The organism is Pseudomonas imperatae (genome assembly GCF_057128625.1).
The window spans coordinates 19,726-35,097 of the sequence record NZ_JBSKHP010000003.1 but is presented as its reverse complement, the minus strand read 5'-3'; the positions used below and the strand labels follow the sequence as shown (position 1 = coordinate 35,097).

Here is a 15,372-nt window from a genome sequence, read left to right as displayed (position 1 = left end):
GCGCGCAGGCAAAAGCTGTGCCTCGCTGAAAATCTCCGGGGCACAGGCTGGCCAGCGCAGCCTGGCGGCAGCGGCTACAGATTTCGCGTAGCAGCTGCCGCAGGCTGCGTCGGCGGCGCCCGGGGCGCAGGCAATAAAAAACCGGCCACTGGGGCCGGTTTCTGGTGCAGCTATCTACAACCGTGGATCACTTCTGGGCAGCCAGCTTGTGTTCCAGGTAGTGGATGTTCACGCCACCCTTGCAGAAGCCTTCGTCGCGGGTCAGGTCGCGGTGCAGCGGGATGTTGGTCTTGATCCCGTCAACCACGATCTCGTCCAGGGCGTTGCGCATGCGCTCCATGGCCTCGTTGCGATCCTTGCCGTAGGTGATCAGCTTGCCGATCAACGAATCGTAGTTCGGCGGGACGGCATAACCACTGTACAGGTGCGAATCGACGCGAACGCCGTTGCCGCCTGGGGCGTGGAAGTGCTTGACCGTGCCTGGGCTAGGAATGAAGTTCTTCGGGTCTTCGGCGTTGATACGGCATTCCAGGGCGTGACCGCGGATGACGACGTCATCCTGGGTGAACGACAACGGGTTGCCGGCCGCAATGCTCAACATCTCCTTGACGATGTCGATGCCGGTGACCATTTCCGATACCGGGTGCTCTACCTGGACGCGGGTGTTCATTTCGATGAAATAGAACGCGCCGTTCTCGTACAGGAACTCGAAAGTACCGGCACCACGGTAGCCGATGTCGATGCACGCCTTGACGCAGCGGGCGAAGACCATCTTGCGAGCTTCTTCGTCGATGTCCGGGGCCGGCGCTTCTTCCAGTACCTTCTGGTGACGGCGCTGCAGCGAGCAGTCGCGGTCGCCCAGGTGCACGGCGTGGCCCTGGCCGTCGGACAGCACCTGCACTTCCACGTGGCGTGGGTTGGTCAGGAACTTCTCCAGGTACACCATCGGGTTACCGAACGCAGCACCGGCTTCGGTACGGGTCAGTTTGGCCGAGGCGATCAGGTCTTCTTCCTTGTGCACCACGCGCATGCCGCGACCACCACCGCCACCGGCGGCCTTGATGATCACCGGGTAGCCGACTTCACGGCCGATGCGCAGGGCTTCTTCCTCGTCTTCCGGCAGCGGGCCGTCGGAACCTGGAACGGTAGGCACGCCAGCCTCGATCATGGCGTGCTTGGCCGATACCTTGTCGCCCATCAGGCGAATGGTGTCGGCTTTCGGGCCGATGAAGGCGAAACCGGATTTCTCCACCTGTTCGGCGAAGTCGGCGTTTTCAGCCAGGAAGCCGTAGCCTGGGTGAATGGCGGTGGCGCCAGTCACTTCGGCGGCCGCGATGATCGCCGGGATGTGCAGGTAGGATTGCGCAGCCGGTGCCGGACCGATGCAAACGGATTCGTCTGCCAGGCCCAGGTGCATCAGCTCCTTGTCGGCCTTGGAGTAGACGGCGACAGTCTTGATGCCCATTTCCTTGCACGCGCGCAGGATCCGCAGGGCGATTTCGCCGCGGTTGGCAATCAGGACTTTTTCCAATTTCGCAGGTTGGGACATCGTTGGCTCTCCGCGATTCAAACGATGGTGAACAGCGGCTGGTCGTACTCAACCGGCTGGCCGTCTTCCACGAGGATCGATTCGATCACACCGCTGGTTTCAGCTTCGATGTGGTTCATCATCTTCATCGCTTCGACGATGCACAGGGTGTCGCCTTTCTTCACGGTCTGGCCGACTTCAACGAAGGCTGGCGAGGCTGGCGAAGCCTTGCGGTAGAAGGTACCGACCATTGGCGAACGGGCAACGGTGCCGTTCAGCTTCGGTGCAGCGGCTGGCGCGTCGGCGGCAGCGGCGGCTGGAGCAGCGGCAGCCGGGGCGGCTACTGGCGCGGCAACCGGGGCTGGCGCGTAGTACTGCTGGGCTGGGGTCTTGCTGTGGCGGCTGATCCGTACGGATTCTTCGCCTTCACGGATTTCCAACTCGTCGATACCGGATTCTTCCAGCAGCTCGATCAGTTTCTTTACTTTGCGAATATCCATTAATCATCAACTCCCAAGGGTCGGTCAGGGGCGTTCAGGTAGTGTTTCAAGCAGTTCCAGGGCGACCTCCCAGCCAGTCTGCGTGTGCGCTGGCGCCAAGGTCGCTGATCACCCCGGTGGCCGTGAGGCCGTGCCGGGGCGATGGCAAAGATTTCTACGAATGGCCTGTCGGACAATCGCACGTCGAAGAGTGGGATGCTCACTCTTGGCGGCGCGTCACGTTTTGCGTTGATACCAAGGGCAACTCAAGCGAAAACCGGTGGATCATCTTCATTCGCGGGCTCCCTGCATGGGCCAGTGGGTGCTGGCGGGGTGACTATGCCGCAACGGGGCAACGACTGTCCAGTCAAGCACAATAGCCAGCACGTTGCCCGATGTTCGCCTGAAATTTGTGACTAAATTGCTATTGACGGTCATTTAGGCCGGAATTGCTCCGGCCTGGCGGGTCATGGCGCCTTTTTGCCGTCGGCGATGGCGATCTTGCCGACGAAATCGGCGGCATTGATCTCGCCGATCACCTTGGCCTCGTGGATTTCGTCGCCGTTGGCGGCAAAGAACATCAGCGCAGGGGGGCCGAACAGCTTGTAGCGGTCCAGCAGGGCGCGTTGTTCGGCGTTGCTGTCGGTGACATCGAAACGCACCTGCTGGTAGCCAGCCAGGCGCGCCTTCACCTCCGGATCGGTGAGCACCTCGTGCTCGATGACCTTGCAGCTGATGCACCAGTCGGCGTACCAGTCCAGCACCAGTGGCTTGCCGGCCTGCCTGGCGGCGGCCAGGGCCTGGTCCAGTTGCGCCGGGGTGGTGACCGTCTGCCAGGTGCTGGCAGTTGCAGGGGTGGCAAGGGCATTCGCCGGCGCCGGCAGGGGCCGCAGCGGGTCCCCCTGGCCACTGAGCGCGCCGTACCAGCAGGCCAGGCCGTACACCAGCAACAGCAGGCCCAGCAGTTGCGCCAGGCGCTGGCGCGGCGCCTTGTAGACAAATTCCAGGGCGCCCAGGAACAGGCCGACGCCGACCGCCAGCAGGCCCACCAGCACCAGCGTCACCGGGCCTGGCAGCACGCGGCTGAGCAAGCCGATGGCCAGGCCCAGCAGCAGCACGCCGATGGCGTTCTTGACCACCACCAGCCACGGCCCGCTTTTCGGCAGCCAGGTAACGCCGCCAATGGCCACCAGCATCAGCGGAATGCCCATGCCCAGGCCCAGGGCGAACAGTTTCAAGGCGCCGCCCAAAGCATCGCCGGTGGTGCTGATGTACAGCAGCGCGCCGGCCAGGGGGGCGGATACGCAGGGCGACACCAGCAGGCTGGAGAGCACGCCCATCACCGCCGCGCCCCACAGCGAACCGCCCTGGGTGTTGCCGGCGATGCGGTCCAGGCGGTGGGTGAGGGCGGCCGGCAGCTTGAGCTCGAACACGCCGAACATCGACACCGCGAACAGCACGAAGAACAGCGCGAACGGCCCCAGCACCCAGGCCGACTGCAGGCGTGCCTGCAGGTTGAGTCCAGCGCCGAACAGGCCCATCAGCGCGCCCAGCAGGGCGAAGCACAGGGCCATGGGCAGCACATAGGCCAGCGCCAGGCTGTAGCGGCGCAGGCGGCTGGTCTGCCCGCGCATCACCACCGCCGAGAGAATCGGCAGCATGGGCAGCACGCAGGGGGTGAAGGTCAGGCCGATGCCGCCCAGCAGGTACAGCAGCAGTTCCTTCCAGTCCCAGCCCTTGGCCGGGGTGCTGGCAGGTGCCGCGGCGGGCGCGCTGGCGCCGCCGTCGATGGCCAGCTTTTCGGTTTCCGGCGGGTAGCACAGGCCCTTGTCGGCGCAGCCCTGGTAGGTCACGGCGAGGGTTAAGGGGCGGGTGTCCTTGGGGTCGCGGGGCAGGGTGATCTCGACGATGCCGTGGTACACCTCGACGTCACCGAAATATTCATCGTGTTTCTTCTCGCCGTCGGGGATCTGCGGCGCGCCCAGCTTGATGTCGGCAGGCGTGGGCTTGAACGCGAAGCGGTGGCGGTACAGGTAGTAGCCATCGGTGGCCACGAACTGCAGGGTGATGGCCTCGGGCGTGGTCTTGCTGAGGTTGAGCTGGAACGCCTGGTGCACCGGCAGGAAATCGCTGCTGTTGTTCAGGGCGCTGCCCAGGGTGGCGCTGGGGCGGCTGTCCAGCAGGCTGGCGCCCATGGCGGGCAGGGTCAGCACCAGTAACAGAAGGCAAAGCAGGCGGCGCATGGCAATCTCGCAACACAAAAGTCTGCGCATCATAGCCCAGCGAGGGTGGCCGTGCAGGTGACAGGGTTGTTACCTGCCGTGTCGCAGCCTTTGTGGGAGCTGGCTTGCCAGCGAGCTGTTGAGGCCGTGAAAACTCGTTGGCAAGCCAGCTCCCACAAAAACATCGGCTGCTACGAAATCGTTTGCACGTGGTTGCGGCCGGCGCCCTTGGCGCGGTATAGCGCCTCGTCCGCCTGGGCGGCCATGCTCAGGCTGTCGCTGTCGGCGGCCATCTGCACCACGCCGGCGCTGAAGGTGCAGCGCAGGTCCTGGGGCTGCGCCGGGTAGTGGATCTCGGCAAAGCGCTGGCGGATCTCGTCCAGCACGTCGTGGGCGGCGGCAAGGTCAGTGTCAGGCATGACGATGGCGAACTCCTCGCCACCGTAGCGGCCAATGAAGTCGGTCTTGCGCAACCGTTGCTTGAGGAACAGCGCCAGGCTCTTGATCACCCGGTCGCCCATGGGGTGGCCGTGGCTGTCGTTGACCTTCTTGAAATGGTCGATGTCGAGCATGGCGAAGCTCAGCGGCTTGGCCTCGCGGCGCGCGCGGAAGGCGCAGTCCTCCAGCAGTTGCAGGATATGCGTGTGGTTGTACAGCCCGGTGAGGCTGTCGCGCACCATCCGCGACTTCAGGTTGCGCGCCCGCGAGGCGCGGTTGCGCACGGTGGTGATCAGGTGCCGCGAGCGAATCGGCTTGGTCAGGAAGTCGTCGCCGCCCTCGCTCATGGCGTCCAGCTGCTTGTCCAGGTCATCCTCGGCCGACAGGTAGATGATCGGCACGCTGACGTAACGGTCGTTGTGGCGGATCACCTTGGCCAGCTCCGGGCCGGTGCAGGCCGGCATGTACAGGTCGAGGATGATCAGGTCGGGCTGGAAATCGGCCAGCTCGGCCATGGCGCCGATGGGGTCGGTGAGGGTGCGGGTGACGATGCCGGCGCCGTTGAGCAGGCGTTCGGTGTACATGGCCTGGGCCCGGGAGTCATCGATGACCAGCACCTTGAACGGCTCGTACTGGGCCACGCAGGTCAGGGCCTCGATTTTCTCCAGCAGGCTGGAGGCCTCCAGCGCCCCGGTCAGGAACTCCTGGCCACCGGCGCGCACGGCGGCCAGGCGGGTAGGGGTGTCGGTGTCCAGCAGGCTGAAGAACAACAGCGGCAGCCTCGGCTCCTGGCCTTCCTGGGCCTGGGCCGCTAACTGCAGGCCAACACCACAGCCACCGAAGTCCACGTCCATGACGATGGCCGCCGGCGTGCACTCCTGCATCGAGGCCTGGAACGCCGCCGCGCTGTCGAGGGCCTGGGCGTGCAGGCCGAAGAATTCCAGCTGCGTGGCCAGCCGCTCGCCGCGCTCGGCATCCTGCAGCAGCACGTACACCGGCTTGCGCAGCGGTGGCAGCAGCGTGTGGTCCAGCTCGTCGCCATGGCGCAGGCCGGTGCGCGACAGGCGCTGCATCAGGCGGTTGAGCTCGTGAATCAGTTCGCTGCTCAGGCGCCCGCGGTTGTCTTCCACGGCCAGCAGGGCCTGGTTGAGGCTGCGGGCGATGGTGACGTGCTCGGGTTGCTCGAAGCGTTCGGCGAAGCGCAGCAGCCGCAGGTTGGCCTCATTCAGCTCGCACAGGTCTTCGCTGGACCACTCGCTGCGCTGCAGGCGCTGCCAGACTTCCAGGATCTGCCGGGCCTGATGGATGACCCGCTGGGCAAAGTGATGCTTGAGGCGTTCGCGGCCGGGATCGTCTGCTTCGGTCATGTCCTGACTACTTATTGGGGGTGCTGCGACTCGATAGTGGCTCTATGCTAGCACTCATTTCCTTTCACGCGACTGTCATCCGGAAAATAACCCTTCGGTTTGTGTATTCATTTAATGACTGGCTAGTCGCTTATGCCTGCGGCGTCGCATCCTTTATAGTGCACCCAGGATCGACAGCCCCACTGGCACGATGCCAAGGGCTTGCGGTCGAACCTTTGAATTCAGTGATCGAAAGGATATAGCCATGCTGGACTGGAAGAACCGCACAGGCAAAGGCAAGGGCGAACCGCGCGAGCCCGCCGACAGCAACAGCAATGGCCCCGCCAAGGCCGCACCCCGCAGCTACCTGGGCGGCCTGCTGGTCAGCCGCGCGCTGTTGACGGTGGTGGGGTTGTACCTGGTGGTCACCGGCCTGCTGGGCTGGTACTGGAGCGAGGAGCCGGCGCTGTTCCCGGTGCAGCAGCATGCCCAGGAAGCCGCCGCCCGCGAAGGCCACAAGATGGTAGTGGGCTACACCACCGTGGAAACCCTCAAGACCGTGGCCGGCACCCTGCTGAACAAGCCCGGTGGCTATATCTCCAACGATCGCTTCCCGCCTGGGCTGTGGATGGACAACATGCCCAGCTGGGAATACGGCGTGCTGGTGCAGGTGCGCGACCTGACCCGGGCCATGCGCAAGGACTTCGCCCGTTCCCAGTCGCAGTCGGCTGAAGACGCCGACCTGGTGCGCGCCGAGCCCAAGTTCAACTTCGACAACAAGAGCTGGATCTGGCCGTCCAGCGAGTCCGAGTTCCAGGACGGCATCAATTCCCTGAGCCGCTACCAGGCGCGCCTGTCCGACCCCAACCAGACCGGCGCGCTGTTCTACCCGCGTGCCGACAACCTCAACAACTGGCTGGGTGACGTCGCCACGCGCCTGGGCTCGCTGTCCCAGCGCCTGTCGGCCAGCGTTGGCCGGGTGAAGCTCAACACCACCTCCAAGACCGAGACCATCGTGCCGGGCCAGGCGCCGCAGCTGGAAGAGGAAATCGTCGAGACCCCGTGGATGCAGATCGACAACGTCTTCTATGAAGCCCGCGGCCAGGCCTGGGCGCTGTCGCACATGCTGCGTGCCATCGAGGTCGACTTCGCCGACGTGCTGGCGAAGAAGAACGCCACCGTCAGCGTGCGCCAGATCATCCGCGAGCTGGAAGCCTCGCAGGAGCCGGTCTGGAGCCCGATGATCCTCAACGGCAGCGGCTTCGGCATCCTGGCCAACCACTCGCTGGTGATGGCCAACTACATCTCTCGCGCCAACGCCGCGGTGATCGACCTTCGCCAACTGCTGTCCCAGGGGTGACGGATGTCGTACTCCGATAAAGAAGCGGCGCACCGCGCCGCCTCCGACGCCGAGGCCATCGCCTGGGTGGACGAGCAGGACCACGTGCTGGGCGCCCTGCCGCGCCAGCAACTGCGCGAGCGCGGCCTGATCGGCCGCGCCACCTTCATCCTGCTGTTCAACTCCACCGGCGAGCTGTGCGTGCATCGGCGCACATTGAGCAAGGCGGTGTACCCCGGTTACTGGGACGTGGCCGCGGGCGGCATGGTCGGCGCCGGCGAAAGCTACGCCGATTCGGCGGCCCGCGAGCTGCACGAGGAACTGGGCGTGGCCGGCGTGCCGTTGACGCCCCACGGCCAGTTCTTCTTCGACCAGCCCGGCAACCGTGCCTGGTGCGCGGTGTTCTCGGCCGTGTGGGACGGGCCGTTGAACGTGCAGCCCGAGGAAGTGCTGGAAGCGAAATTCATCCCCGTGGCCCAGGCCCTGGCCGAAAGCGAGACCCGCCCCTACTGCCCCGATTCCCTGGTGGCCCTGCAACGCGTAGTCGCGCCTTGACCCCGTGGGAGCGGGCTCTGCCCGCGAAAATGGCACCGCATATTCCATGACAGGTCGCGGTGTGCTTTTCGCGGGCAGAGCCCGCTCCCACATTCAATGGTCATGGACGTCGCGAATCCTTTGATAAATGGCGCGTTTTGGCACTTAGCAAGCCTTGCATTTGCCGTTACACTGCGCGACCTTTTCAAGCTGCAGCCATCCCCATGGCGCAGTAGCGCTGCCCCTGCCTGAGTGGGGCTTCGCGGTCGGAACCCGCCCTGTGCGCCGGCCAGTTTTTTCGTCCTCAACTGAGGATTGCCAGTGGCCAAGAAAACCACATCCTTCGCCGCTCTCGGCGGCCTGGTGTTCTCCACCGATGCTGGCCGGCATTGCCCGGACTGTCGTCAACCCATGGATGCCTGCATCTGCAAGCAGACCGTCATCCCCGAAGGTGACGGGATTGCCCGTGTGCGTCGTGAAAGCAAGGGCCGGGGCGGCAAGACGGTGACCACCATCACCGGCGTCCCGCTGGCGCCCGACGACCTCAAGGAACTGGCCACCACCCTCAAGCGCCGCTGCGGTACCGGCGGCGCGCTGAAGGATGGCGTGATTGAAATCCAGGGCGACCACGTCGAGCTGCTGCTCGCCGAGCTGGTCAAGCAGGGTTTCAAGGCCAAAAAGTCTGGCGGCTGACCAGCCCCACGCATTGCCATTTCTAAACTTGACGCGGCCAGCAGGGTCTACCCTGCACTGGCAGGTAATCGTCATCTTCGCTTATTACACTGCACCGGCCGAATTACCGGTGGATTCTGACTTTCTATAGGGGACTTCGATGTCCGTACGACGCACACGCAAAGACGATGGCAGCCAATGGACAGTTGCGGACAGCCGCAGCGTTTATGGGATACGCCATTGGGGGGCCGGTTACTTCGCGATCAACGAGGCCGGGCGCGTGGAAGTGCGTCCCAATGGGCCGAAAAGCGCGCCCATCGACCTGTTCGAACAGGTAGACGAACTGCGCAAGAGCGGCTTGTCGCTGCCCTTGCTGGTGCGCTTCCCGGACATTCTGCAGGACCGCGTGCGCCAGCTGACCGGCGCCTTCGATGCCAACATCGAGCGCCTGGAATACCAGAGCAAGTACACCGCGCTGTACCCCATCAAGGTGAACCAGCAGGAAGCGGTGGTGGAAAACATCATCGCCACCCAGGACGTGTCCATCGGCCTTGAAGCCGGCTCCAAGCCCGAGCTGCTGGCCGTGCTGGCCCTGGCGCCGAAGGGCGGCACCATCGTCTGCAACGGCTACAAGGACCGCGAATTCATTCGCCTGGCGCTGATGGGCCAGAAGCTGGGCCACAACGTCTTCATCGTCATCGAGAAAGAATCGGAAGTGGGCCTGGTGATCGAAGAGGCCGCCGAGCTCAAGGTCAAGCCGCAGGTAGGCCTGCGCGTGCGCCTGTCGTCCCTGGCTTCCAGCAAGTGGGCCGACACTGGTGGCGAGAAGTCCAAGTTCGGCCTCTCGGCTGCCCAGCTGATCTCGGTGGTGGAGCGCTTCCGCGCCGCCGGCCTGGACGACGGCATCCGCCTGCTGCACTTCCACATGGGCTCGCAGATCGCCAACCTGGCCGACTACCAGCACGGTTTCAAGGAAGCCATTCGCTACTACGGCGAACTGCGCGCCCTGGGCCTGCCGGTTGACCACATCGACGTGGGCGGCGGCCTGGGCGTGGACTACGACGGTACCCACTCGCGCAACGCCAGCTCCATCAACTACGACATGGACGACTACGCCGGCGTGGTCGTGGGCATGCTCAAGGAGTTCTGCGACGCCCAGGGCCTGCCGCACCCGCACATCTTCTCCGAGAGCGGCCGCTCGCTGACCGCGCACCACGCCATGCTGGTGGTGCAGGTGACCGACGTCGAGAAGCACAACGACGAAGTGCCGGAAATCCTCGACAAGGAAAGCCTGCCCGAGACCGTGCAGTGGCTGGTGGACCTGCTGGGCCCGACCGACATCGAGATGGTCACCGAGACCTACTGGCGCGCCACGCACTACATGAGCGACGTGGCCACCCAGTACGCCGACGGCAAGATCACCCTGGCGCAGAAGGCCCTGGCCGAACAGTGCTACTTCGCCGTGTGCCGCCGCCTGCACAACTCGTTGAAAGCCCGCCAGCGCTCGCACCGCATGGTGCTGGACGAGCTCAACGACAAGCTGGCCGACAAGTACATCTGCAACTTCTCGGTGTTCCAGAGCCTGCCCGACACCTGGGCCATCGGCCAGGTGCTGCCGATCCTGCCGCTGCACCGCCTGGACGAAGAGCCCATGCGCCGCGCGGTGCTGCAGGACCTGACCTGCGACAGCGACGGCAAGATCAAGCAGTACGTCGACGAGCAGAGCATCGAGACCAGCCTGCCGGTGCACGCGGTCAACGAAGGCGAGGACTACCTGCTGGGCATCTTCCTGGTGGGCGCCTACCAGGAAATCCTTGGCGACATGCACAACCTGTTCGGTGACACCGACTCGGTGAACATCTACCAGAACGCCGACGGCAGCGCCTACAGCGCCGGCATCGAGACCCACGACACCATCGAGGACATGCTGCGCTACGTGCACCTGTCGCCCGAGGAGCTGATGAACCACTACCGCGACAAGGTGGCCAGCGCCAAGATCAGCCCGCGTGAACGCACCCAGTACCTGGACGCACTGCGCCTGGGCCTGACCCGTTCCTCGTACCTGTCGTCGTAACCGGTGAAGGGGCTGCTGGCAGTCCTGGGCGGCGTGATGCTGGCTGCCCTGGCAGCCTGCTCGCCGCTGAAACTGGTGGACTGCGTCACCCCCTCGGACAGCTACCGGCTGACCGCGGGGGTGGCCTACGGCCCCGACCCCAGGCAGATGCTCGACATCTACCAGCCTCTGAAACCACTGCCGGATCATCCGGTGGTGGTTTTTTTCTATGGGGGCACCTGGAACAGCGGCTCGCGCCAGCAGTACCGCTTCGTCGGCGAGGCGCTGGCGTCCCAGGGCATCGTGGCGGTGGTGGCCGACTACCGGCTTTATCCACAGGTGCGTTACCCGGCGTTTCTCATGGACAACGCCGCGGCAGTGGCCTGGGCCTACCGCCACATCGGCGACTACGGCGGCAACCCCCAGCGCTTTTTCCTGATGGGCCACAGCTCGGGTGCCTACAACGCTGCGATGCTGGCGCTGGACCCGCGCTGGCTGGCGGCCGAGGGCCTGACTCCAGCCATCCTGCATGGCTGGATCGGCCTGGCCGGGCCCTATGACTTCCTGCCCATCGAAAACCCCGAGGCCAAGCCGGTGTTCTTCGCCCCGCACGAGCCGCCCGATTCCCAGCCCATCAACCACCTGAGCGCCAGCGCGCCGCCGGCGCTGCTGATTGCCGCCAACAGTGACAGCCTGGTGAACCCGCAACGCAACACCCATCAACTGGCCGGGCGCCTGCGCGCGCTGGGCGTGCCGGTGCAGGACTTCTACTACGACCGCATCAACCACGTCACCCTGGTGGGCAGTCTGGCCAAGCCGCTGCGCTGGCTGGCCCCGGTGCTACCCGATGTGGTTGCCTTTGTGGGAGCTGGCTTGCCAGCGAGTTCTTCGAGACCCTGAAAATCTCGCTGGCAAGCCAGCTCCCACGGGCCGTCAGTTAAACCAGCCGTCGCGCTGGTGCAGGCGCCAACCGACCACGCCCAGGGTCACCGCGCGCAGGGCCATGAACAACAGGAAACTCAGCCACAAGCCATGGTTGCCCCAGCCCATGGTCACCACCCCCACTGGCAGCATCAGCGCCACGCTCAACAGCATGGCATTGCGCATTTCCCGCGCGCGGGTGGCGCCAATGAACAGCCCGTCCAGCAAATAACTGCCCACCGCAATCAACGGCAGCACCGCCAGGTACGGCAGGTAGATGTCGGCGGTCGCGCGTACGCTGGGGATATTGGTCTGCGCGGCAATGAACAGGTGCCCGCCAAACAGGAACACCAGCGCGAAGACGACGCTGGCCAGCAGCGACCAGCCGCAGGCCACGGTCATGGAGCGGCGCAGTTCGTCACGCTGGCCGGCGCCGATGGCGTGGCCGCACAGGGCTTCCACCGCGTGGGCCAGGCCGTCCAGGGCGTAGGCGGTGACCATCAGGCCATTGAGCAGCAGCGCATTGGCGGCCACGGTGGCATCGCCCAGGCGCGCGCCCTGCACGGTGATCAGGAAGAACACCAGTTGCAGGGCCAGGCTGCGCAGGAAGATATCGCGGTTCACCACCAGCATCGGCTGCCAGTTCCGCCACCGCCGCAGCGCCGCCCACGCCACCTGGCCGGGGTAGGCCCGCAGCGCCGGGCGGGTCAGCGCCAGGCCGATGGCCACCGACAACCACTCCGACAGCACCGAAGCCCACGCCGAGCCGATCACGCCCCAGCCCAGGCCAAGCACGAACCACAGGTTGAGGATGATGTTGGTGATGTTGGTCACCAGCAGAATCGCCAGCGGCGCGCGGGCGTTCTGGGTGCCCAGGAACCAGCCCACCAGCGCGTAGCTGGCCAGCGCCGCCGGCAGGCCCAGCAGGCGCACCTGGAAGAACGCCTGGGTGCTTTGCGCCAGCGCCCCGGAGGGTTGCATCAGGCTCAGGGCCAGGTGGCTGAAGGGCAGGGCCAGCAGCCACAGCAGTAGCGCAAACAGTAGCGCCAGGATCAGGCCCTGAGCCAGCACCTGGCGCAGCCCGGCGCCATCGTTGCGCCCGGCGGCCTGGGCGGCGAAGCCGGTGGCGCCCATGCGCAGGAAACCCATCACCCAGGCCAGGAAGCCGTACAGGCTGGCGCCCACGGCCACCGCGCCCAGTTGATGGGCGTGGGGCAGGTGGCCGATGACGGTGCTATCGACCAGCGCCACCAGCGGCACGGAAATATTGGAGAGGATCATCGGCGCGGCCAGGGCCCACACCCGGCGGTGGGTGGGGCGGTCGCGCCAGTCGTTCAGCAGTGTGCTCATGCAGGCTCCTTGCGGGCCCGCCATCCTACCTGATTGGCGTCAGTGAATGATCCAGCTCAGCAGCCACAGGCCCAGGATCAACCAGATCACCCCGAGGAAGATCGAGGCACGCATGAACGCCCGCAAGGCCGAATACAGGAACATCAGGCCGATCACCAGGGCGATGATGCTGATCAGCGAGGCGTCCATGCCCAGGGTGCGCGACAGGCCGTCGACGAAATTGCCGCCGGCGTGGGCCAGCAGGTTGAACAGCCAGCCCAGGCTGTCGACCACGAAACGAATGATGGCGCCCAGCGCCTGGCCCAGCCATTCGAAAAAACCGTCTGCGTGCATGTGTGTTTCCCGATCGATTACCGGCGTGCTGCCGGCCAGAGCCTTGGGCACGACCAACGGCACCAAGTTCAACTACATCGTAGCCGGATGATGCGCAACGCGCCGACCCGTAGTAGCTGCCGAAGGCTGCGTCAGGGCGTGACGCAGCCTTCGGCAGCTGCTACAGGCGGTAAGAAGTGGTTGCGGTGACAGCTCTAATGGCCGACCAGGTGGATTTTCGGCTCGGGGAACAGGTTGTTCAGGGTTTCCAGCAGGCGCACGTGGTAGATGGGCTTGCGGAACAGGTCCAGCACCTGCAGGCGCAGCATGTCGCTGACGTCCTCCATGTCGGCGTGGCCCGAAGTGACGATCACCGGCAAGTGCTGGCGCGAGGTGTGTTCGCGCAGGCGCTTGATCAGCGACATGCCGCTTTCCTCCGGCATGCGCAGGTCGGTGATCACCAGTGCGATGTCGGGGTTGCGAGTGAGGTGGTGCAGGGCGAGCTTGACCGAGGTCGCCGTGAAGCAGCAGAAACCTTCGCCTTCGAGCAACTCGGCGAGTTCCAGCAGTGCGTCCTCTTCGTCATCCACGAGAAGCAGTTGTTGGCGTGGGGGTGGGGAGGGACTCATAGGAAATACCTGATGCCGGGTGAAGTCATGAGTAGGCGGCCACGTTGATCATGTCATGTGCTGATCAGTGTAGAACATCAGGAGCCAGAGGGCAGGGCAGCCTGGATTTTAGTAAAGATGGCAGTGATCCCACCCTGGATACTGCTACTGAAACCAATGATGATAACCGCGACCATGGCAGCGATGATTGCGTATTCGATACCCGAGGCGCCTTCTTTGTCGCGCATGAACTTGCTGATGCGGATCTGCGCGTTGACCATGAGTTTCATGAAGGACATGCGAACCTCTCCTTAGCGCTGTGCGAACGCTGCTACCTCAGTTTTTGCGACGTAGTTCCCTTCCACAGCAGCATCGACAACATCCTGACGGCCCACAACTGTAAGAAAGCGTTAGTACTAAAGTAGGTATTCGCGGTTCCGCGTCAACAAGTCGTTGTTTTTACAACCCGCCAACGTTTGCGGTGATTTTGTTCGTCCCAGTAATGGCGTTTCGTCCTACCTCTACTACCTTGAAATAGCGAAATAGTTTCACGCACTTAACACCGGCGCATGGCCAGACTTCGGAAGGCAGACGGTTTAAAGGCATAAGGAGGCGCCCTCGATGAGTAGTCGATTCACGATGATCCTGGCCGGCCTTTTTTTGGTGGGCGCACTGGTAGCCGGGTATTGGGGCATCGTGCTCAGCAAGCCTGCCGTGCCTCCCCCCGCGCCGGTGGTGGCCGAACCGGTGGCTGCCGAGCCGGCACCTGCGCCAGCGCCGCCGGACCTGTTGCAACCGCTGGTGGTGCTGGCGCACGAAGTACCGCCCTATACCCCTCTCACGGCTGCAGACCTTGCCGTGGAGCGTGTTCGCGTTGCCCCGCCGGGCAGTTTCGCCAGTGTCGACAAGGTCGTGGGCCGCTCAACCTGGCGTGCGTTGCCCGCCGGTACCTGGCTAAGCGACGACGCCTTCAGCCCGGGCGGCCCATTGGCGCGCATGATCCGCCCTGACGAACGCGCGCTGGCCGTGGCCGTGGATGAGGTCATTGGCGCCGCCGGGCAAATGGCCCCTGGCGACTATGTGGACGTGATGCTGTACCTGCGCCAGGAACAGAGCAACCCAGCGGCCTCGGCACAGGTGGTGATCCCTGCGGTACGAGTATTGAGCATCGGCGATCAGCTTGGCCTGGCGAACGATGGGCACCCGGCCTCGCCGGGCGCGGCCAATGACAGCAAGAACACCCGAGGCGCGCGCACCGTTGTGCTGGCGGTGCCGCAAGCCCTGGTCAGCCGGCTGATGCTGGCGGCCCAGGCTGGCACCTTGCGCCTGGCCGTGCGCAGCGCCGAGGAAAAGCGCCTGGCTCGCTATTGGGCCAACCAGGACGACGCGGCGCCCGCGGTGGAAAGTACCAACCGGCAGTTGCTGCAGTTCAGCCAACTTGCCTTGAGCAACCCGACACCGCAGCGTATGGCGCAGGGCGAAAGCCCCGCCCGGCGCGGCATGGAAGTGATACGCGGCAACCAGCCTGCCAACCAGGCCACTGCGCAAACGCCCTGAATACAGCAAGGAT

General features: G+C 64.7%; 14 protein-coding genes. 6 read left to right on the top strand and 8 right to left on the bottom strand.

The annotated features are described in order from the left end of the window. Window positions 1-187: 187 nt before the first annotated feature. From accC to ACWKWX_RS04825, 4 genes are all read right to left on the bottom strand, one after another. Window positions 188-1,549, bottom strand: coding sequence for an acetyl-CoA carboxylase biotin carboxylase subunit (accC, locus tag ACWKWX_RS04840; RefSeq protein WP_416422228.1), 1,362 nt, complete (start codon window positions 1,547-1,549; stop codon window positions 188-190). 17 nt (window positions 1,550-1,566) lie between these two features. Further along, on the bottom strand, window positions 1,567-2,028 hold the full coding sequence (gene accB / locus ACWKWX_RS04835; RefSeq protein ID WP_483827135.1) for an acetyl-CoA carboxylase biotin carboxyl carrier protein: 462 nt from the start codon (window positions 2,026-2,028) through the stop codon (window positions 1,567-1,569). A gap of 446 nt (window positions 2,029-2,474) precedes the next feature. Continuing rightward, window positions 2,475-4,250: a protein-disulfide reductase DsbD gene (locus tag ACWKWX_RS04830; RefSeq protein ID WP_483827134.1), complete on the bottom strand. Its 1,776-nt coding sequence runs from the start codon at window positions 4,248-4,250 to the stop codon at window positions 2,475-2,477. Between the two features lie 170 nt (window positions 4,251-4,420). Then, window positions 4,421-6,034, bottom strand: coding sequence for a diguanylate cyclase (locus tag ACWKWX_RS04825; RefSeq protein ID WP_483827133.1), 1,614 nt, complete (start codon window positions 6,032-6,034; stop codon window positions 4,421-4,423). A 244-nt stretch (window positions 6,035-6,278) separates the two neighbouring features. Here ACWKWX_RS04825 and ACWKWX_RS04820 point away from each other — a divergent pair, with 244 nt between their 5' ends. The 5 genes from ACWKWX_RS04820 (at window position 6,279) to ACWKWX_RS04800 (ending at window position 11,511) form a co-directional block, all read left to right on the top strand. Next, the gene (locus ACWKWX_RS04820) at window positions 6,279-7,373 is read left to right on the top strand and encodes a DUF2333 family protein (protein ID WP_483827132.1); all 1,095 of its coding nucleotides are present in this window, start codon (window positions 6,279-6,281) and stop codon (window positions 7,371-7,373) included. A gap of 3 nt (window positions 7,374-7,376) precedes the next feature. Then, on the top strand, window positions 7,377-7,907 hold the full coding sequence (locus tag ACWKWX_RS04815) for an NUDIX hydrolase (protein WP_483827131.1): 531 nt from the start codon (window positions 7,377-7,379) through the stop codon (window positions 7,905-7,907). A gap of 300 nt (window positions 7,908-8,207) precedes the next feature. After that, on the top strand, window positions 8,208-8,579 hold the full coding sequence (locus ACWKWX_RS04810; RefSeq protein ID WP_416422234.1) for a translation initiation factor Sui1: 372 nt from the start codon (window positions 8,208-8,210) through the stop codon (window positions 8,577-8,579). A 139-nt stretch (window positions 8,580-8,718) separates the two neighbouring features. Next, window positions 8,719-10,632, top strand: a complete 1,914-nt coding sequence (gene speA / locus ACWKWX_RS04805) for an arginine decarboxylase (RefSeq protein ID WP_483827130.1) — start codon at window positions 8,719-8,721, stop codon at window positions 10,630-10,632. A gap of 36 nt (window positions 10,633-10,668) precedes the next feature. Then, complete coding sequence (locus tag ACWKWX_RS04800) at window positions 10,669-11,511, top strand: alpha/beta hydrolase (protein WP_483827129.1); 843 nt, start codon at window positions 10,669-10,671, stop codon at window positions 11,509-11,511. 33 nt (window positions 11,512-11,544) lie between these two features. Here ACWKWX_RS04800 and ACWKWX_RS04795 read toward each other — a convergent pair whose 3' ends face one another. The 4 genes from ACWKWX_RS04795 to ACWKWX_RS04780 all read right to left on the bottom strand — a co-directional run bounded on the left by ACWKWX_RS04795 (window position 11,545) and on the right by ACWKWX_RS04780 (window position 14,101). Continuing rightward, window positions 11,545-12,882, bottom strand: coding sequence for an MATE family efflux transporter (locus ACWKWX_RS04795; RefSeq protein ID WP_483827128.1), 1,338 nt, complete (start codon window positions 12,880-12,882; stop codon window positions 11,545-11,547). Window positions 12,883-12,921: 39 nt separating this feature from the next. After that, window positions 12,922-13,215, bottom strand: coding sequence for a hypothetical protein (locus ACWKWX_RS04790; RefSeq protein ID WP_416422238.1), 294 nt, complete (start codon window positions 13,213-13,215; stop codon window positions 12,922-12,924). 194 nt (window positions 13,216-13,409) lie between these two features. Next, a complete protein-coding gene (locus ACWKWX_RS04785) occupies window positions 13,410-13,823 on the bottom strand; it encodes a response regulator (RefSeq protein WP_416422240.1) in 414 nt (137 codons plus the stop codon). Window positions 13,824-13,900: 77 nt separating this feature from the next. Beyond that, on the bottom strand, window positions 13,901-14,101 hold the full coding sequence (locus tag ACWKWX_RS04780) for a Flp family type IVb pilin (protein ID WP_416422241.1): 201 nt from the start codon (window positions 14,099-14,101) through the stop codon (window positions 13,901-13,903). A 322-nt stretch (window positions 14,102-14,423) separates the two neighbouring features. On the opposite strand from ACWKWX_RS04780, the gene cpaB reads away from it, so the two are divergent. After that, complete coding sequence (gene cpaB / locus ACWKWX_RS04775; RefSeq protein WP_483827127.1) at window positions 14,424-15,359, top strand: Flp pilus assembly protein CpaB; 936 nt, start codon at window positions 14,424-14,426, stop codon at window positions 15,357-15,359. Window positions 15,360-15,372 lie beyond the last annotated feature (13 nt).